This window comes from Oceanimonas doudoroffii (assembly GCF_002242685.1).
GTDB lineage: Bacteria > Pseudomonadota > Gammaproteobacteria > Enterobacterales > Aeromonadaceae > Oceanimonas > Oceanimonas doudoroffii.
The window spans coordinates 1-18,528 of sequence record NZ_NBIM01000005.1 but is presented as its reverse complement, the minus strand read 5'-3'; the positions used below and the strand labels follow the sequence as shown (position 1 = coordinate 18,528).

Here is an 18,528-nt window from a genome sequence, read left to right as displayed (position 1 = left end):
TTCATCACAGTGCTCAAACGGACCCTCTTATGTCACAACAACAAGACCCTTTCCAGCAGCGGGAAGCCGAGAAATACGAAAACCCCATTCCCAGCCGGGAATTTATTCTTGAGCACCTCAAGCAGCGCGGCACCCCGGCCAATCGGGACGAACTGTTCGCCGAACTGGACCTGGCCGGCGAGGAGCAGGAAGAAGCCCTGCGCCGTCGCCTGCGCGCCATGGAGCGCGACGGCCAGCTGGTGTTTACCCGCAACAAGTGTTACGCCCTGCCCGACAAACTGAACCTGATCAAGGGCCAGGTGATCGGCCACAGAGACGGCTTTGGCTTTGTGCGCCCGGAAGACGGCGGCGACGATCTGTTCCTGGCCCAGCGCGAGATGGATGCGGTGATGCACGGCGACTATGTGCTGGTGCAGCCCCTGCGCTTTGATTCCCGTGGTCGGCGCGAAGCCCGCCTGGTCAGAGTGCTGGAGTCCCGCAGCCTGGACGTGGTGGGCCGCTATTTTGTGGAAAACGGCGTTAGCTACGTGGTGCCCGACGACAGCCGCATTGCCCAGGACATTCTCATTCCCCAGGGGGAAACCATGGGCGCGCGCATGGGGCAGGTGGTAGTGATCACCATTACCCAGCGCCCGACCAAGCGCATGACCGGCATCGGCAAGGTCATCGAGGTGTTGGGGGAGACCATGGATCCGGGCATGGAAATTCAGATCGCCCTGCGTACCCATGATATTCCCCATGTGTGGCCGGACGCGGTCAAACAGCAGATCGCCAAGCTGACCGAGGAAGTGCCGGAAGAGGCCAAGCTGGGTCGCAAGGATCTGCGCGAGCTGCCGCTGGTCACCATCGACGGCGAAGATGCCCGAGACTTTGACGATGCGGTCTACTGTCAGCCCAAGCGCTCCGGCGGCTGGCGCCTGTGGGTGGCCATTGCCGACGTGTCTTATTATGTGCGGCCGAACTCGCCCCTGGACGACGAAGCCTATCAGCGCGGCAACTCGGTGTATTTCCCCGAGCAGGTGATTCCCATGCTGCCCGAGGTGCTGTCCAACGGCCTGTGCTCCCTCAACCCTCAGGTAGACCGGTTGTGCATGGTGGCGGAAATGACCATCTCCGCCACCGGCAAGCTGTCCGGCTTCAAATTCTACGAAGCGGTGATGAACTCCCATGCCCGGCTAACCTACACCAAGGTGGCGGCCATGCTGGAAGGGGACGAGACCCTGCGGGAGCGTTACGCGCCCTTGGTGCCGCACCTGGAAGAGCTGAACCGCATGTATCATGCGATGAAGGAAGCCCGTCACCAGCGCGGTGCGGTGGAGTTTGAAACCGAGGAAACCCGCTTCGTGTTCAACCCCCAGCGCAAGATCGAGCGCATTGTGCCGCTGGTGCGCAACGACGCCCACAAGATCATCGAAGAGTGCATGATCATGGCCAACGTGGCCGCCGCCCGCTTTATTGAAAAGCAGGAAGCCCACGCCCTGTTCCGCGTGCACGACAAGCCGGGTGAGGAAAAGCTCACCGGTTTCCGCAGTTTCCTCGGTGAACTGGGCCTGGAGCTGAAAGGCGGCCTGGAGCCGGAGCCGGCGGATTACGCCCTGCTGGCCGAGCAGATCAAGGACAGGCCCGACGCCGAACTGATTCAGACCATGCTGCTGCGTTCCATGAAGCAGGCGGTGTATCAGGCCGAAAACAACGGGCACTTTGGCCTGGCGCTGAAGTCCTATGCCCACTTTACCTCGCCCATTCGCCGCTATCCGGATCTGGTGCTGCACCGTGCCATCAAGGCCCAGCTGGCGAAGATGCACGGCGGTGGCAGCAGCAAGACCGGTGGCGTGCCCTACCAGTATGACCAGGTGGCGCCCATGGGCGAACACTGCTCCATGACCGAGCGCCGGGCCGACGACGCCACTCGCGACGTGGCCGACTGGCTCAAGTGCGAATACATGCTGGATCACGTGGGCAGTGAATTCGGTGGCACCATCGCCAACGTCACCGGCTTTGGCTTTTTTGTGCGTCTCGATGAGTTCCACATTGATGGCCTGGTGCATATTTCCAGCCTGCAGAACGACTATTACCAGTTCGATCCGGCCCGTCAGCAGCTGATTGGCGAGAACTTCCGCCGTCGCTACCGTCTGGGCGACAAAATCAGGGTCAAGGTGATGGCGGTGAACCTGGACGAGCGCAAGATTGACTTTGAGCTGGTGGAAGAGGGCCCAAAGGCCGAATTTGACGGCGGCAAGGGCGCCAAGAACCTGAAGTCGCGCAAGCGTGCCAAGCCCACCGGCGGCAAGGGTGGCGACAAGGCCGAGAAAGGCGAAAAGAGTGACAAGCCCCGCTCCCGCAACCGCAGTCGTGGTCGCAAGCGCCGTTAATTAAACCCGGGATGAGGGGCGGTCTGGCCCCTCATCCTCATGCTTCAATCCCGAGAATTTACATGAGTAGTGAACTGATTTTCGGCATTCACGCCCTGAACGCCGCCCTGGAAAATCACCCCGAGAACATTTTGGAAGTCTGGTTGCTCAAGGGGCGGGATGACGCCCGCCTGCAGGACGTACAGTCCCGGCTGCAGCAGGTGGGCGTGCGCGCCCAGCTGGCCAACCGGCAGACCCTGGACGGCAAGGCCGGTGGTGCCCAGCATCAGGGGGTGGTGGCCCGGGTCAAGGCGCAGCCTGCACTGAACGAGGCGGATCTCGATGCCCTGCTGGCCCGCACCGACACGCCGTTGCTGCTGGTGCTGGACGGCGTCACCGACCCCCACAACCTGGGGGCCTGCCTGCGCACCGCCGATGCCGCCGGGGTGCACGGCGTGATCGTGCCCCGGGACAAGTCTGCCGGCCTGACCCCGGTGGCGCGCAAGGTAGCCTGCGGCGCCGCCGAAGTGGTGCCGCTGTTTCAGGTGACCAACTTGTCGCGCACCCTGCGTGCCTTGCAGAACAAGGGCGTGTGGGTGGTGGGCACCGCCGGCGAGGCGGATCACGTAATCTATCAGGCCAAACTGACCGGGCCGCTGGCGCTGGTGATGGGGGCCGAGGGCAAGGGCATGCGCCGCCTGACCCGGGAACATTGCGACGAGCTGGTGAGCATTCCCATGGCGGGCTCGGTGTCCAGCCTGAACGTGTCGGTGGCCACCGGCGTCTGCCTGTTTGAAATGGTACGTCAGCGCGGACAGTAAGACGTAAAACGTAGGTTGTGAATGCGCGTGGCGAATTCACAACACAAGCGGGTAGGGGATAAAAATGCAGAACATCATGGGCCGAATGCGGGCTGACAGTCAGCTGCTGGCTATTTTTTTGCTGGTGCTCGGTAACCTGATGATTTCCTTTGGCGACGTGCTGGTCAAACTGATGGGCCAGAGTCAGATCAGCCCCTATCAGTACGTGTTTCTGCGCTTTACCATGACCTCGCTATTACTGCTGCCGTTCTGGTGGCGGCTGGCCCCGGCGCGCCGAGGCTGGGGCCAGTGGAAAATCCACTTCCTGCGCGGTCACCTGCTGCTGATGGGCTCCGTCTGTGTGTTCGTCAGCCTGATTTATCTGCCTCTGGCCACCGCCAATGCGGTGTTCTACGCCGCCCCCCTGCTGACCCTGCCGCTGGCGGCACTGATAAGCCGGGAACAGGTTCGCCCGGCCACCTATGGTGTCAGCCTGCTCGGCTTTGGCGGCATTCTGGTGGTGCTCAACCCCGCCGAATGGCACTGGGCCGGCTGGGTGGCGTTGCTCACCGCGCTGTCGATGGCGACCAGTAATGTCTTGGTACGTCGGCTGCCGAAAGGGCGCTCGGTGCTGGCCACCCTGTTCATGACTCAGGCGCTGGCCATTCCCGCCAGCCTGGCGCTGGCGCTGCCGGATTGGCAGCCCATTCCCGGCGAGGTCTGGTGGCTGCTGGTGGGCGCCACCCTGGTGGGCATTATCTATCAGGGCATCTGCATCATGGCCTATGCCATGGCCGACGCCAGCAAGATCGCCGCCAGCGAATATTCGGGGCTGATTTTCGTCACCCTGATGGGCATGGTGCTGTTTGCCGAGTTTCCCGACTGGAACGTCTATCTGGGCGCACTTATTGTGATCGCCGCCATCGGATTGCAGCGCAGACTGCGCTGACGCCGTGAGGAGGAAGGAGAGAGGGGTGAGGAGAAAAACAGTTGGAGAGTATTTTCTGAAATTTATTCCTCACGCCTCACGCCTCACCAATATATTCCCTTGCCGCCTGGCTGGTTATCCCTTAAACTACGCCGCCTTGAAATCAGTCATAAAACCCAAGTTCCTTGCCTCCGCTGGTGTGACTGAGCCCGCGCCGAGGCTATAACCCGTAAGGAGCAATCCATGCGTCATTACGAAATCGTATTCATGGTTCACCCCGACCAGAGTGAACAGGTTCCCGGCATGATCGAGCGCTACACCGGCGCCATCACCACCGCCGGTGGTCAGATCCACCGTCTGGAAGACTGGGGCCGTCGTCAGCTGGCTTACCCGATCAACAAGCTGCACAAGGCTCACTACGTTCTGATGAACGTTGAAGCCGACCAGGCTGTGATCGACGAGCTGGAAACCAACTTCCGCTACAACGACGCCGTGCTGCGTAACATGATCATGCGCACCAAGCAGGCCGTTACCGAGCCTTCCGAAATGGCCAAGGCCAAGGAAGAGCGTCAGCCCCGTCGCGACGATGCTCGCGCCGAAGCCGCTGCCGAGTAATTCACGTTTTAGTAGAGGAAGAGAATCATGGCACGTTATTTCCGTCGTCGTAAGTTCTGCCGTTTCACCGCTGATGGTGTTACCGAGATCGATTACAAAGACATCGCTACCCTGAAGAACTACATCACCGAGTCCGGTAAAATCGTACCGAGCCGCATCACCGGCACCCGCGCTAAATATCAGCGCCAGCTGGCTCGTGCGATCAAACGCGCTCGTTACCTGGCCCTGCTGCCTTACACCGATCTGCACAAGTAAGCAGCGGCCTAACTCGTACCTGTAAAGAGGAAAGGTAATCATGCAAGTAATTCTGCTGGATAAAATCGCCAAGCTGGGCGGCCTGGGTGACCAGGTTACCGTCAAGTCCGGTTACGCTCGTAACTACCTGCTGCCCCAGGGCAAAGCAGTACTGGCCACCAAAGACAACGTAGCGGCTTTTGAAGCCCGCCGCGCCGAGCTGGAAGCCAAGCTGGCCGACCAGCTGGCTGCTGCCCAGGCTCGCGCCGACCAGCTGTCTGCCCTGGAAGCCGTTGTTATCGAGTCCAAGTCCGGTGACGAAGGCAAGCTGTTTGGCTCCATCGGTGCCCGCGACGTGGCCGACGCCATCACCGCTGCCGGTGTTGAAGTTGCCAAGAGCGAAGTTCGCCTGTACGACGGCGTACTGCGCAACGTAGGCGAGTACGAAGTGGGTGTGCAGCTGCACGCCGACGTCAAGGCCACCGTCAAGCTGCAGGTAGTTGCTGCCTAAGCCCGATGGTCGCTTGAAAAAACCCGCGCAGGTCGCGGGTTTTTTATTGCCCGCGTTCCGGCTAAAGTGGAATAAACACTGCAGGAGGGCGCACTATGGCAGACTGGATCACCGGACGGGTGAAGGCCCGTAAAACCTGGTCCGACAATCTGTTTTCACTGGTTGTGGACGCCGAGGTGGCCCCCTTCACCGCCGGTCAGTTCACCAAGCTGGCTCTGCACACCGAAGATAAAAAGGTGGCCCGGGCCTATTCCTATGTAAACGCTCCCGGGCAGGACCCCGAGTTTTATCTGATCACCATTCCCAAAGGGCAACTTACTCCCCATCTGGCCGGCCTCAAGGTAGGCGACGAGCTGTTGGTGCAGCGCACCGCCGCCGGCTTTCTGACCCTGGACGAAGTGCCGGCCGGGCGGGATCTGTGGCTGATGGCCACCGGCACCGGAGTGGGGCCTTTTGTGTCCATCCTGGCCGACGGCCGTTGCTGGCAGCAATTCGAAAATATCGTGCTGGTGCACGGCGTGCGCTTTGCCGATGAGCTGGGCTACCGCCGCCGCATTGCCGAGCTCACCGAGGGGCGGACCCGGTTTCAATATCTTCCTTTCGTATCTCGTGAAGACGCCGACGGCGCGCGGGCCGGGCGCATTACCCATGCCATTGCCGATGGCAGCCTGGAGCAAGCCGCCGGCCTGGGCTTTTCGCCCGAACACAGCCGAGTGATGCTTTGCGGCAACCCGCAAATGGTGCGGGACACCATTACCGAGCTGAAAAACAAGGGCCTGCAGAAACACCTGCGCCGCAAACCCGGTCAGATCCTGATGGAGAACTACTGGTAAACATCGTGAGGGGTGAGAAGTAAGGTGGGAGGGGATAAAAAGCTCCTCACTCCTGGCACCTTACTCCTTACAAGATTAGCGGGTGAGCACCATCATCAGGCTGAGCAAGCCGGCCAGCCCCCAGCCCAGCCCCATGATCCAGTAAAACCCCCTGGCACCTTTCTTGATGGGAATGCGGTGATATTGCAGAAATAAAAACCACAGCAGGGCCGGGATCAACGGCAGCAGAAACAATCGGGTCATGGCAATCCCTCAGGGGTTGTCGTCTATGCTTCATTGCACTGTAGCAAGGGCGCGGCATCACGCCAACCGGCTTTCTGACCAGCGTCAGACCGTGGTAATGTGCTGCCTCAACAAGCCTCACATGGAAAAGGAGCCCAACATGAAACAACTGGTGATTTCCGCTTTTGGCGGTCCCGAGCAACTGACATTGGTCGAGGCCGAGCATCCGCCGCTGGCTGCCAATCAGCTGCGCCTGAAAATGCTCTATGCCGGGGTGAACCCCATCGATGCCAAAACCCGGGCCGGCTTGGGCTGGGGCGCCCAGGCCATCAAGGACAGCCTGCCCTGGTCGCCAGGGTTCGAGGTGATGGGTGAAGTGCTGGAAGTGGGCTCCGAAGTGTGCCGTTTCCTGCCGGGGGATCGGGCCTTTGGGTTGGTTCGGGGGGGCGCCTACAGCGAGGAGCTGGTAGTGAATTGCGATGAAATGATGCCTCTGCCCGACGAGGTGCCCGACGACATGGCCGCCGGCCTGGCCCTGGCCGGCACCACCGCCTGGCAAGGGTTGACCAGGCACGGTGCCCTGCAGGCGGGGGAGCGGATACTGATCTCGGCCGCCGCCGGTGGGGTGGGACACCTGGCGGTGCAGCTGGCCAGGGGACTGGGAGCCACAGTGGTGGCGCTGGCATCTTCCGGCAACCATGACTTCGTCAAGGGGCTGGGCGCCGATGAGGTCGTGGACTATCACGATGAGGCGGCAGTCGCGGCCATCGAGCCGGTGGATCTGCTGCTGGATCTGGTGGGGGGTACTTCCGGCGAGTCACTTGTGTCTCAGGTGAAGCCCAGTGGCCGTGTGGTGACCGTGCCCACCATTACCGCCGATAAGGTGATTGCTGCCGCCAAAGCGCGTGGCCTGAATGCCACCGGCATGCTCAAGGAAAGCGATTCGGAGCAGCTGGCCATGCTGGCCAAGGCGGTTGCCGAAGGCCGGTTGCGGGTGGAAGTGAGTCAAGTGTTTGACCTGGCCGACGGCGCCGAGGCGCACCGCCAGATTGAAGCCGGTCATACTCGGGGCAAGCTGTTGCTGCGAGGCTGATCGGTCGTTGTTGCTGATTTAAGGAAACTGCATGAAGTATTGGTCCTTGTTGCTGTTGTTGTGCCCCTTGGCCACCCAGGCGGCGCCCACCCTGGTGGAAAAGGTTGAATCAGGCCAGGACGAGCTGGTTATTCCCTACGAGAAATACCGGCTCGACAACGGGCTGACGGTGCTGCTTAACCCCGATCACTCAGATCCCCTGGTGCACGTGGAGGTGACCTACCACGTGGGCTCGGCCCGGGAAGAGCCGGATCAGACCGGCTTCGCCCACTTCTTTGAACACATGATGTTCCAGGGATCAAAGCATGTGGGGGATCAGGAGCACTTTCGCCTGATCAACGAGGCCGGCGGTACCATGAATGGCACCACCAATCAGGACAGGACCAATTACTTTGAAACCGTGCCCGCCAACCACCTGGAAAAGGTGCTCTGGCTGGAAGCCGACCGCATGGGCTTTCTGCTGGAGGCGGTAAGCCAGCGCAAGTTCGAGATTCAGCGTGACACCGTGAAGAACGAACGGGCCCAGCGTATCGACAACCAGCCCTATGGCCTGGTGGGAGAGCGTATGGACGAACTACTCTACCCGCGGGATCATCCCTACAGCTGGCCCACCATCGGCTATCTGGAAGATCTCGATCGGGTCGATGTGAACGATCTCAAGGCTTTCTTTCTGCGCTGGTACGGTCCCAACAATGCCACCCTGGTGATCTCCGGTGACTTTGACACCGAGCAGACCCTGCAATGGGTGGATAAATATTTTGCCCCCATTCCCGCGGGCCCCGAGGTTGAACGGGCCGAGCCGGCGCCGGCCAAGCTTGAGCGCAATCGCCACCAGACCCTGGAAGATCCGCGCATTCGCATGCCCATGTTGTATCTGTCCTACCCCACCGTCTGGCTGGGGCATCAGGACGAAGCCGCCCTGGACGTGCTTGCCAATGTGCTGGGGGGCGGCAAGAGCTCGCTGCTCTACCAGGAACTGGTAGAAACCGGCAAGGCGGTCAGCGCCGGTGCCGGACACTATTGTTCCGAACTGGCCTGTACCTTCAGTGTGTGGGCCTATGCCAACCCGTCCCGGAACGGTGATCTGACCCCGCTCAAGGAAGACGTGGAGCGCATTATCAACGGTGTGGTGGAGCGTGGCATTCAGGCCGACGACGTGTCCAAGGCGGTGACCGAGTTGCGCGCCGACCTGATCCTTGGTCTCGACAGTGCACAAGGCAAGGCTCGGCAGCTGTCACTGGGCCAGGTGCTGCAGGAAGACCCCCTGTATGCCATCAATGCCTGGCGCCAGCTGGAGAAGACCAGCCCCGATGAAGTCGGCGCCGCCTATGAGCGTTATCTGCAAAACAAGCCCCATGCGGTGCTGAGTGTGGTGCCCAAGGGCAAAACCGAATGGCAGGCGGCGGCACCCGACTATGTGACGCCAGAGCGCAACCTGCCCGAGTGGCAGCATATCGACGAACTGCCCCTGCGCACCGTGCAGGACAACTTTGACCGCAGCCAGATGCCAAAGGCTGGCAAGCCGGTGGCCATTTCGGCGCCGCCGCTGTGGCGGGAGACGCTGGGCGACAATATTCGGCTGCTGGGTACGGTCAATGATGAAATTCCGGCGGTGTCGGTGATCCTGGCTCTGCCCGGTGGCCAGCGCGCCGAGGGTGAGGGCGAAGCCGGTCTGGCTGCGCTCACCGCCGCTATGATGAATCAGGGCACCGAGCGGCTCAGCAACGGTGACTTCAGCGAGGCGCTGGAGCGGCTGGGGGCCAGTATCAGCGTGCGCAACGGCTTCTATACCAACCTGATTGAGGTGACCAGCCTGACCGAAACCCTGCCTCAGACCCTGGCGCTGGTGGAAGAACTGCTGTTTCAGCCTGGCTTGCGCCAGGAGGATCTGGACAAGGTTAAGGCACGACTGCTGGAGTCCATGGCTCAGAGCCGCAACCAGCCGTCCTGGCTGGCCCGCCAGGGCTTTAATCAGCTGATGTATGGCAACAGCCGCCTGGGCCAGCCCGACGACGGCCTGCCCGAACATGTAAAGGACTTCACCCTGGCGCAGGTGAAGGCGTTTTATCAGCGTTATTACAACCCCAAAAACGGCCATGTGATGATCGCCGGGGATCTCACCCCCGAGCAGGCGAAGCAGGACTTTGCCTTCCTCACTCGGTGGCAGGGAGATGCCGCCACACTGCCCGCGGTGAATGTACCCGAGCAGCCCGCCGAACCGGGCATCTATGTGATCGACATGCCGGGTTCGGTGCAGTCGGTGCTGCGTATCGGCCGGCGCGCCCTGCCGGTAGACGCCACCGGTCCCTATTTTTACGGCCAGCTGATGAACTACAACCTGGGGGGCAACTTTAACAGTCGCATCAACCAGAACCTGCGGGAGGACAAGGGCTACACCTACGGCGCCTATTCCTACTTCAGCGGCAACCGTGAGGCGGGGGTGTTTGTGGTGGCCGGGGACGTGCGTGGCGATGCCACCGCCGGCGCCATTGGGGAAATTCTGCTGGAGATGAACCGGTTTGCCGCCGAAGGCCCCACGCCGGCGGAGCTGGCCTACCTCAAGAGCAGCTATTCCCAGCAGGACGCCCTGAGCTATGAAACCCTGGGTAAAAAGGCCGGTTTCCTGCTCAATCTGGCAATGCTGGAGCTCTCTCCCGACTATCTGTCGCAACAGCAACACATTGTGGCCGAGGTGGATGCCGACGCCCTGACCGAGCAGGCTCGGCGCTGGCTGGACCCCGATAAAATGGTGGTGGTGGTGGCCGGCGACAAGGCAAAACTTGAAAAATCGCTGGCACAACTCAATCTTCCAGTGCACGATTTGACTATTAAATGACGGGGCCCGGCCTCCCACGGCACCACTCAGGTGGTGCCGTGCTAACGAGCGAATGACAATGACCAAAACAACAGCCTGCCTGCAGCATCGCCTGCGGGCGTTTCAGCGTTCCGACAAACTGCCGGCCATCAAGGGCATTCGACGCGGCATTGAGCGTGAAAGCCTGCGCATTACCCCCGAGGGTCAGCTGGCACATACGCCCCATCCGCATGTGCTGGGCTCGGCCTTGACCCACGCCCATATCACCACCGACTTTTCCGAGTCCCTGATGGAGTTCATTACGCCGGTATCGGATTCGGTAGAAACCTTGCTGGCCCAGCTCAGTGACATTCACCGTTACACCATGCGTCACTTGGGCGGCGAGCAGCTCTGGCCCCTGAGCATGCCCTGCCTGCTGAAACCCGATGCCCATATTCCCCTGGCGCAATACGGCAGCTCCAACGTGGGTCGTATGAAAACCCTGTATCGCCAGGGTCTGCATCACCGTTACGGCAGCAGCATGCAGGTGATTTCCGGTGTGCACTTCAACTTCTCCATGCCCGATAGTTTCTGGGTGGAGTGGCACGAACTGGAAGGCAACGGCCGTTACCTGCAGGACTTCGTGTCCGATGCCTACCTGGGACTGGTACGCAACTTTTACCGTTTTGGCTGGCTGATCCCCTACCTGTTTGGAGCCTCGCCTGCCCTGTGTGGCTCCTTCCTGCAGGGACGCGAGCACAAGCTGCCCTTTGAACGGCTGGGCAAGGGAACCCTCTACCTGCCTTATGCCACTTCGCTGCGCATGTCGGACCTGGGGTACACCAACAATGCCCAGGCGGGGCTCAATATTTCCCTGGATGGCCTGGATCAGTACGTGGCCAGCCTGCGCCGGGCCATTGGCACCCATGCCCCCGAGTTTTCCCGTATCGGCGTCAAGGTGAATGGCGAGTACCGCCAGCTCAACGACAACGTGCTGCAGATTGAAAATGAGCTTTATGCGCCCATTCGTCCCAAGCGCACCGCCGAGAGCGGCGAGAAGCCGTCCGAGGCGTTGGACGCCAGGGGGGTAGAATACATCGAGGTGCGTTCGGTGGACGTCAACCCCTTCTCGCCGGTGGGCATTGAGTCGGGCCAGATCCGCTTTCTCGATACCTTTTTGCTGTGGTGCCTGCTCACGCCGTCGGCGCCCCTGGGTGAGGAAGAAATCGCCCTTAACCGGCGCAACTTCAACCGGGTGGTGCTGGAAGGGCGCAAACCCGGGCTGATGATGGAAGCATTCGGTGGTGAGGCGCTGCCTATCGCCGAACTGGGTGAGCGTTATTTTGCCGAGCTGGCCGAGGTGGCGGAATTGCTGGATGCCTGCTGTGGCCGGGGTTGTTATCGCAAGGCGCACCAGCAGCAACTGGCGGCCATGCGCGATCCGGAACTGACCCTGTCGGCCAGGGTGCTGCGCGAGCTGAAACAGAATGGCATCGATATTCTGCCCTTTGGGCTCGACCTTTCCCGTCGTTACCGCGAGCACTTCGGTCAGATTTCCCCTCGCTACTGGGATGACAATTACTTTGATGAAGAGGGTGCCCGCTCTCAGGCCCGTCAGCGCAAGATCGAAAGTGCCGATGCGGTCAGCTTTGACGACTTTCTTGCCGCCTATTTCGGACAGCCGGAAAACGGCGCGGCATGAGGGTGGTGTGCCTGGTGCCGTCCTGGACCGAAACCCTGCTTGAAGCCGGGGTTAGGGTGGTGGGGCGTACCCGTTACTGCGTGCACCCTGCAGACAGGGTAAGCGATATCCCCGTGGTGGGCGGCACCAAGGATGTGAACTGGGAAAAGGTAGCGGCACTGGGGCCGGATCTGGTGGTGTTCGACCGGGAAGAAAATACTCGGGCCATGGCCGACAGCTGCCCTTACCCCTGGGTGGCTACGGACGTGACCTCGGTGCAGGCCATGCCGGCGGCACTGGAGCAGCTGGCGCAGGCCCTGGATTGTAAAGCCCTGTGGCACATGGCCGAGCGTTATCGCCACGTGCTGGCGCGTACTTTGGCCTGTGCCAATGAGGATCTGCCGTTGCTGCCCGACGCCGGGGCCAGCGAACCCGCGGTGCTCGGCAGCGAGCGCCCCTGGGTTTATCTTATCTGGCGCAAGCCCTGGATGACGGTAGGGCGAGACACCTTTATTCACTCCCTGTTCGCCCATCTGGGCTATCCACTGCTTACCCCAGGTGAGCGTTATCCGGAAGTAACACAGGACTGGCTGGCGCACCACCAGCCGGTGCTGCTGTGTGCCAGCGAGCCCTATCCCTATGCCGGCAAGCTGACCAGGGTAAGGCAAGAGCTGCAACTGGACGCGGTGCTGGTCGACGGCGAACCCCTGTGCTGGTATGGCATTCGCAGCCTGCGCTTTCTGGAGTCGCTGCCGGACTGACGCCGAGACAATAAAAAACCCGCTAATGCGGGTTTTTTATTGTTTGCCCGAGATGGCTCAGCCGGCCGGATAGTTGGCCTTGAGCACGGCCCGGGCGTTGCTGGCCATGCCGGTGAGGCCGAGCTCATCATAGGCTTGTTGCATGATCTGCAGGGCTGGCTTCAGCTGCTCGGTGTCGGGATAAGACTCCACCACGAACTTGGCGCGGTTGGCGGCGGCCAGCCAGGCCTTGCGCTTGACGTAATATTCGGCCACGGCCAGATCGTGGCGGGCCAGGCGGTTTTTCAGGCTAATCATGCGCGCCTTGGTGTCGGCGGCATACACGCTGTCGGGGTGCTGGCGCAGCAGCTGGCGAAAATCGGCAAAGGCCTGACGGGCATAGCCGGGATCCCGGTCGGCCCGGTCGACGTTGAACAGGTTCTGAAAGAAGTTGTAGTCCGCCGACATATTGGTGAGGCCGCGCATGTAGCGGGCATAGTCGATGCTCGGATGGTTGGGGTTCAGGCGAATAAAGCGGTCGATATTGGCCAGCGCCCGCACCGCATCATCCTGCTTGTAGTAGGCATAGATAAGATCGAGTTGCACCTGGTTGGAGTAGGGGCCGAACGGATAGCGCGCATCCATGGCCTCCAGCAGCTCGGCGGCGCGAATGAAGTTTCCGGCCTGCAGTCGTGCCTGGGCATCCTGATACAGTACTTCCGGCGCTTCATCCGGAACTTCATCTTTTTTGGTGCTGGAGCAGCCGGTGGCGGCCAGCGCCAGGGTCAGTGTCAGGGTGAGCCAGAGGCTTCGTTGTTTCGCCATTGAAAAGTCCATTGTGATTGCAAAATTCGGAAACTGATTAAGCTCAGCGTCAAGAACCGCTAGAATAACCAATTAAATGTTTTTTGGTAACCAGTGGTCTTCATGAGCCAGCATATCGAACTGAACGGCGTGGTCGCCGATCATCAATACGGTCAACGTCTGGACCAGGCGTTGGCGGAAATGTTCCCCGATTATTCCCGTTCCCGCATCAAAACCTGGATTCAGCAGGAACAGGTACGGCTGGACGGCACCGTGGTGAGCAAGCCGCGGGAAAAAGTGCTGCCCGGCCAGCAGGTGGTGGTGAACGCCGAGCTGGAAGACGAGGTGCGGTTCGAGCCCCAGGCCATTGAGCTGAACATCGTCTATGAAGACGACGACATTCTGGTCATCAACAAGCCTGCCGGCCTGGTGGTGCACCCCGGCGCCGGTACCCCGGACGGCACTTTGCTCAACGCCCTGTTGCACCACTGCCCGGACATCGTCGAGGTGCCCCGTGCCGGCATAGTGCATCGGCTCGATAAAGACACCACAGGCCTGATGGTGGTGGCCAAGACGGTGCCGGCCCAGACTCACCTGGTCAGCGCCCTGCAGGCGCGGCACATTACTCGGGAATACGAGGCGGTGGCCATTGGTCACATGACCGCCGGCGGCACCGTGGACGCCAATATCGGCCGTCACCCCACCCAGCGTATTCAGATGGCGGTGGTGCCGAGCGGCAAGCCGGCGGTGACCCATTACCGGGTGATGGAAAAGTTCCGTGCCCACACTCGGCTGCGGCTGCGGCTGGAAACCGGCCGTACGCATCAGATTCGGGTACACATGGCCCATCTCAAGCACCCGCTGGTGGGTGATCCCGTCTACGGTGGCCGGCTCAAGCCGCCCCGGGCCGCCGAGCCCGAGCTGCTGGAGTTTCTCCGTGGTTTCAAGCGTCAGGCCCTGCATGCGGTGATGTTGCGGCTGGAGCACCCCATCAGCGGCGAGATGATGGAATGGCATGCGCCCATTCCCGATGACATGGTCAAGCTGGTGGACGTGCTGCGCGCCGACACCGAGGCCCATCCGGACGATCTGGTATGGATCTGATCCTGCCCGACTGGCCGGCCCCGGCCAATGTCTGTGCCGCTCAGAGTACCCGCACCGGCGGCGTCAGCCAGGCGCCCTGGCACAGCCTGAACCTGGGTTCGCACGTGGGCGATCATATCGCTTCGGTGCGTGCTAACCGGGAGCGGCTGGCGGCCTGCCTTAATCTGCCGTCCGAGCCGGTATGGCTGGAGCAGGTGCATGGCGTTCGCGTGCTCTCGCTGCCGGCGGATAACGGCAACCTGACCGCCGATGCGGCGGTCAGCCGCGTTCCGGGACAGGTATGCACTGTCATGACCGCCGACTGCCTGCCGGTGCTGTTCTGCGATCAGCAAGGCACCGTCGTGGGGGCGGCCCATGCCGGCTGGCGCGGCCTGGCCGCCGGCGTGCTGGAAGCCACCCTGCAGGAAATGGGAGTGGATTCCGAGTCGGTGCTGGCCTGGTTGGGGCCGGCCATCGGACCGGCGGCCTTTGAGGTTGGTGAAGAAGTGCGCGAGGCTTTTGTCACTCACTCCGAGCTGGCGGCCGACGCCTTTGTGCCTCAGGGTGACAAGTGGCTGGCCGACATCTACCACCTGGCCCGACTGCGACTGGCGGCGGCGGGAGTGCATCACATCTATGGCGGTGAGCTTTGCACCGTTTCCGACACTCAGCGGTTTTTCTCCTATCGCCGCGATGGCCAGACCGGCCGCATGGCGTCACTGATCTGGCTGGATTAGCAAAAGCCGATAAAGGCCGGTTGAAAACCGGCCACTCGCCCCCATTCTTAGTATCAGTATTAAAGCCTGCATGCCCGCCTGGCGGGCGTTTCAAGGAGAAAGCTGATGCGTCTTGATCGTCTTACCAGTAAATTCCAGCTCGCCCTGCAGGATGCCCAGTCGACGGCGCTGGGGCGGGATCATGCCTACATTGAGCCGGCCCATTTGCTGCTGGCCATGATTAATCAGGAAGGCGGTACCATACGACCCCTTCTGACGTCTGCCGGCGTTGACGGCAATGCCCTGCGGGTGGAGCTTGACAAGTCCCTCGACCGCCTGCCCAAGGTCAGCGGCGGCGACATGGACGTGCAGGTGTCGCCGGTACTGGGTCGGCTGCTCAACCAGTGTGACAAGCTGGCCCAGCAGCGCAAGGACGCCTATATCTCTTCCGAGTTGTTTTTGCTGGCTTCTCTCGACGACAAGGGGGAGCTGGGCGAGCTGCTCAAGCGGGTCGGGTTGGCCAAGGACAAGCTCACCCAGGCCATTGACGACATTCGTGGCGGCCAGAAGGTGAACGATCCCAACGCCGAGGAAAACCGCCAGGCGCTGGAAAAATACACCATCGATCTCACCGAACGGGCCGAACAGGGCAAACTGGATCCGGTGATCGGCCGGGACGATGAAATACGCCGTACCATTCAGGTGTTGCAACGGCGTACCAAGAACAACCCCGTGCTTATCGGTGAGCCCGGTGTGGGTAAAACCGCCATTGCCGAAGGGCTGGCGCAACGCATTATCAACGGCGAAGTGCCGGAAGGGCTCAAGAACAAGCGCGTGCTGTCACTGGACATGGGCGCCCTTATCGCCGGCGCCAAGTATCGCGGCGAATTTGAAGAGCGACTCAAGGCGCTGCTCAACGAGCTCGCCAAGGAAGAGGGCAGGGTGATCCTCTTTATCGACGAGCTGCACACCATGGTGGGAGCGGGCAAGGCCGACGGCGCCATGGATGCGGGCAACATGCTCAAGCCGGCCCTGGCCCGGGGGGAACTGCACTGTGTGGGCGCCACCACCCTGGATGAGTATCGCCAGTATGTGGAAAAGGACGCGGCCCTGGAACGGCGTTTTCAGAAGGTGCTGATCGACGAGCCTACGGTGGAAGACACCATTGCTATTCTGCGGGGCCTGAAGGAGCGATACGAGTTGCACCACCATGTGCAGATCACCGATCCGGCCATCGTCGCGGCGGCGACCCTGTCCCATCGTTACATTGCCGACCGCCAGCTGCCCGACAAGGCCATTGACCTGATTGACGAAGCCGCCTCCAGCATTCGCCTGCAAATCGACTCCAAGCCCGAGCCACTCGACCGACTGGACCGGCGTATCATTCAACTCAAGCTGGAAGAGCAGGCCCTGCTCAAGGAAGATGATGAAGGCAGCCGCAAGCGCCTGCAGCTTATTCGTGACGAGCTGGATGAAAAAGAAAAGGAGTATGCCGAGCTGGAAGAGGTGTGGACCTCCGAAAAGGCGGCACTGGCCGGCACTCAGCATATCAAGGCGGAGCTGGAGCAGGTGCGCCAGGAGCTGGAAGTGGCGCGGCGGGCCAGTGATCTGGCGCGTATGTCCGAACTGCAGTACGGCCGTATTCCCGAGCTGGAAAAACAACTGGATTTGGCCGCCCAGGCCGAGATGCAGGAGCAGCATTTGCTGAAAAACCGGGTCACCGATGAAGAGATTGCCGAGGTGTTGTCGCGCTGGACCGGCATTCCCGTGGCCAAGATGCTGGAAGGGGAAAAGGAAAAGCTGCTGCGGATGGAAGACAGCCTGCATGAGCAGGTGATCGGCCAGAATGAGGCGGTGGATGCGGTGGCCAACGCCATTCGTCGCAGCCGGGCGGGCCTGTCGGATCCCAATCGTCCGGTCGGCTCCTTTTTGTTTATGGGGCCCACCGGGGTGGGTAAAACCGAGCTGTGCAAGGCCCTGGCCGACTTTCTGTTTGACAGCCGCGATGCCATGGTGCGCATCGACATGTCGGAGTTTATGGAGAAACACGCGGTATCCCGGCTGGTGGGCGCGCCTCCCGGCTATGTGGGCTACGAAGAAGGCGGTTATCTGACCGAGGCGGTGCGGCGCAAGCCTTACTCGGTGATCCTGCTTGATGAGGTAGAAAAGGCACATCCGGATGTATTCAACATTCTGTTGCAAGTGCTGGATGACGGTCGCCTGACCGATGGCCAGGGGCGCACCGTGGATTTTCGTAATACCGTGGTGATCATGACCTCCAATATCGGCTCGGACCTGATCCAGGAGCATAGCGCCTCCCGGGAGTATGACGAGATGAAGTCTATGCTGATGGACGTGCTGGGGCATCAGTTCCGGCCCGAGTTCATCAACCGGATTGACGAAATCGTGGTGTTCCACCCCCTGGCCCGAGAACAGATCAAGGACATTGCCCGCATTCAGTTGCAAGGGTTAATAGGCCGGCTCGAGAGCATGGATTATCAGGTGTCCATCACCGATGCCCTGCTGGACAAACTGGCCTCGGCCGGTTTCGATCCACTGTTTGGCGCCCGGCCGCTCAAGCGGGCGATACAACAAAAGGTGGAAGACCCCCTGGCCCAGGCCATGCTTTCCGGCCGCGTAGTGCCCGGCAAGCCACTGGCGCTGGACGCCGACGACAACGGTCTGGTGTTGAATCAGTAACCGAAAGCCACAACTAGGTAAGTAAGGGAGCAGGCTTGAACTGCTCCCTTACTTTCATTGTACCGAATGAGTGTGGAGGGCTTGCGGCCTTGTGTTGTCAATGTTTCGACGATTTTCTCGCCAGTCACATATGGTGGTAGGGTGAAAATTGAGCAAAAAAGCACGCATGGTTTGTTTTTTGGTCGAATGGTAGTTTTTATTTAAAAAAGCCCTTGCGCAAAATCGGCGGCTCCCTATAATGCGCCCTCACTGACACGGCGGAACACGCCGACGGTCACAAGGGTTGAAACAACACGAAACAAAGTTTGATTCAACGCTTGACGAACACCAAGGATTGCGTAGAATACGCAGCCCTGACCCGCTGAAGGGTCAACGCTCTTTAACAATTTATCAAGCAAACTGTGTGGGCACTCGCAGGATGTT

At 60.9% G+C, this 18,528-nt stretch carries 17 protein-coding genes; 14 read left to right on the top strand and 3 right to left on the bottom strand.

Going from position 1 to position 18,528, the window contains the following annotated elements; translation table 11 throughout:
- Nucleotides 1-29 precede the first annotated feature (29 nt).
- The 7 genes from rnr to B6S08_RS13380 all read left to right on the top strand — a co-directional run bounded on the left by rnr (nucleotide 30) and on the right by B6S08_RS13380 (nucleotide 6,272).
- Complete coding sequence (gene rnr / locus B6S08_RS13410) at nucleotides 30-2,372, top strand: ribonuclease R (protein ID WP_094201323.1); 2,343 nt, start codon at nucleotides 30-32, stop codon at nucleotides 2,370-2,372.
- A gap of 62 nt (nucleotides 2,373-2,434) precedes the next feature.
- On the top strand, nucleotides 2,435-3,172 hold the full coding sequence (rlmB, locus tag B6S08_RS13405) for a 23S rRNA (guanosine(2251)-2'-O)-methyltransferase RlmB (protein WP_094201322.1): 738 nt from the start codon (nucleotides 2,435-2,437) through the stop codon (nucleotides 3,170-3,172).
- A 64-nt stretch (nucleotides 3,173-3,236) separates the two neighbouring features.
- On the top strand, nucleotides 3,237-4,100 hold the full coding sequence (locus B6S08_RS13400; RefSeq protein WP_094201321.1) for a DMT family transporter: 864 nt from the start codon (nucleotides 3,237-3,239) through the stop codon (nucleotides 4,098-4,100).
- A gap of 222 nt (nucleotides 4,101-4,322) precedes the next feature.
- Nucleotides 4,323-4,694, top strand: coding sequence for a 30S ribosomal protein S6 (gene rpsF, locus B6S08_RS13395; RefSeq protein WP_014291459.1), 372 nt, complete (start codon nucleotides 4,323-4,325; stop codon nucleotides 4,692-4,694).
- Between the two features lie 27 nt (nucleotides 4,695-4,721).
- Nucleotides 4,722-4,949, top strand: a complete 228-nt coding sequence (gene rpsR / locus B6S08_RS13390) for a 30S ribosomal protein S18 (protein WP_014291460.1) — start codon at nucleotides 4,722-4,724, stop codon at nucleotides 4,947-4,949.
- 40 nt (nucleotides 4,950-4,989) lie between these two features.
- Complete coding sequence (gene rplI, locus B6S08_RS13385; protein ID WP_094201320.1) at nucleotides 4,990-5,439, top strand: 50S ribosomal protein L9; 450 nt, start codon at nucleotides 4,990-4,992, stop codon at nucleotides 5,437-5,439.
- A 95-nt stretch (nucleotides 5,440-5,534) separates the two neighbouring features.
- Nucleotides 5,535-6,272 carry a ferredoxin--NADP reductase gene (locus B6S08_RS13380; protein ID WP_094201319.1) on the top strand — a complete coding sequence of 246 codons (738 nt, stop codon included), beginning with the start codon at nucleotides 5,535-5,537 and terminating at the stop codon, nucleotides 6,270-6,272.
- 75 nt (nucleotides 6,273-6,347) lie between these two features.
- Here B6S08_RS13380 and B6S08_RS18430 read toward each other — a convergent pair whose 3' ends face one another.
- Nucleotides 6,348-6,515: a hypothetical protein gene (locus B6S08_RS18430; protein WP_165661949.1), complete on the bottom strand. Its 168-nt coding sequence runs from the start codon at nucleotides 6,513-6,515 to the stop codon at nucleotides 6,348-6,350.
- A 139-nt stretch (nucleotides 6,516-6,654) separates the two neighbouring features.
- Here B6S08_RS18430 and B6S08_RS13375 point away from each other — a divergent pair, with 139 nt between their 5' ends.
- The 4 genes from B6S08_RS13375 to B6S08_RS13360 are packed head-to-tail and all read left to right on the top strand — an operon-like array spanning nucleotide 6,655 to nucleotide 12,823.
- Nucleotides 6,655-7,587, top strand: a complete 933-nt coding sequence (locus tag B6S08_RS13375) for an NADP-dependent oxidoreductase (protein ID WP_094201318.1) — start codon at nucleotides 6,655-6,657, stop codon at nucleotides 7,585-7,587.
- Nucleotides 7,588-7,618: 31 nt separating this feature from the next.
- Nucleotides 7,619-10,423, top strand: a complete 2,805-nt coding sequence (locus B6S08_RS13370) for a M16 family metallopeptidase (RefSeq protein ID WP_094201317.1) — start codon at nucleotides 7,619-7,621, stop codon at nucleotides 10,421-10,423.
- A 58-nt stretch (nucleotides 10,424-10,481) separates the two neighbouring features.
- Nucleotides 10,482-12,083 (top strand): glutamate--cysteine ligase, encoded by a 1,602-nt coding sequence (gene gshA / locus B6S08_RS13365; protein WP_094201316.1) that lies wholly within the window; start codon nucleotides 10,482-10,484, stop codon nucleotides 12,081-12,083.
- On the top strand, nucleotides 12,080-12,823 hold the full coding sequence (locus B6S08_RS13360) for an ABC transporter substrate-binding protein (protein ID WP_094201315.1): 744 nt from the start codon (nucleotides 12,080-12,082) through the stop codon (nucleotides 12,821-12,823). Before gshA ends, B6S08_RS13360 begins: the two co-directional genes overlap by 4 nt.
- A gap of 57 nt (nucleotides 12,824-12,880) precedes the next feature.
- Here the strand turns inward: B6S08_RS13360 and B6S08_RS13355 are convergent, their stop codons facing one another.
- Entirely contained in the window at nucleotides 12,881-13,627 is a 747-nt protein-coding gene (locus B6S08_RS13355; protein WP_094201314.1) for an outer membrane protein assembly factor BamD, read from the bottom strand.
- Nucleotides 13,628-13,729: 102 nt separating this feature from the next.
- On the opposite strand from B6S08_RS13355, the gene rluD reads away from it, so the two are divergent.
- From rluD to clpB, 3 genes are all read left to right on the top strand, one after another.
- On the top strand, nucleotides 13,730-14,710 hold the full coding sequence (gene rluD, locus B6S08_RS13350; protein WP_094201313.1) for a 23S rRNA pseudouridine(1911/1915/1917) synthase RluD: 981 nt from the start codon (nucleotides 13,730-13,732) through the stop codon (nucleotides 14,708-14,710).
- The gene (gene yfiH, locus B6S08_RS13345) at nucleotides 14,701-15,426 is read left to right on the top strand and encodes a purine nucleoside phosphorylase YfiH (protein WP_094201312.1); all 726 of its coding nucleotides are present in this window, start codon (nucleotides 14,701-14,703) and stop codon (nucleotides 15,424-15,426) included. Before rluD ends, yfiH begins: the two co-directional genes overlap by 10 nt.
- 105 nt (nucleotides 15,427-15,531) lie before the next feature.
- Nucleotides 15,532-18,105, top strand: a complete 2,574-nt coding sequence (gene clpB, locus B6S08_RS13340) for an ATP-dependent chaperone ClpB (RefSeq protein ID WP_094201311.1) — start codon at nucleotides 15,532-15,534, stop codon at nucleotides 18,103-18,105.
- Between the two features lie 233 nt (nucleotides 18,106-18,338).
- On the opposite strand, the gene B6S08_RS18490 is transcribed toward clpB, so the two are convergent.
- Nucleotides 18,339-18,528: hypothetical protein (locus B6S08_RS18490; protein WP_211284221.1), on the bottom strand; the 190-nt coding region annotated here is incomplete at its 5' end.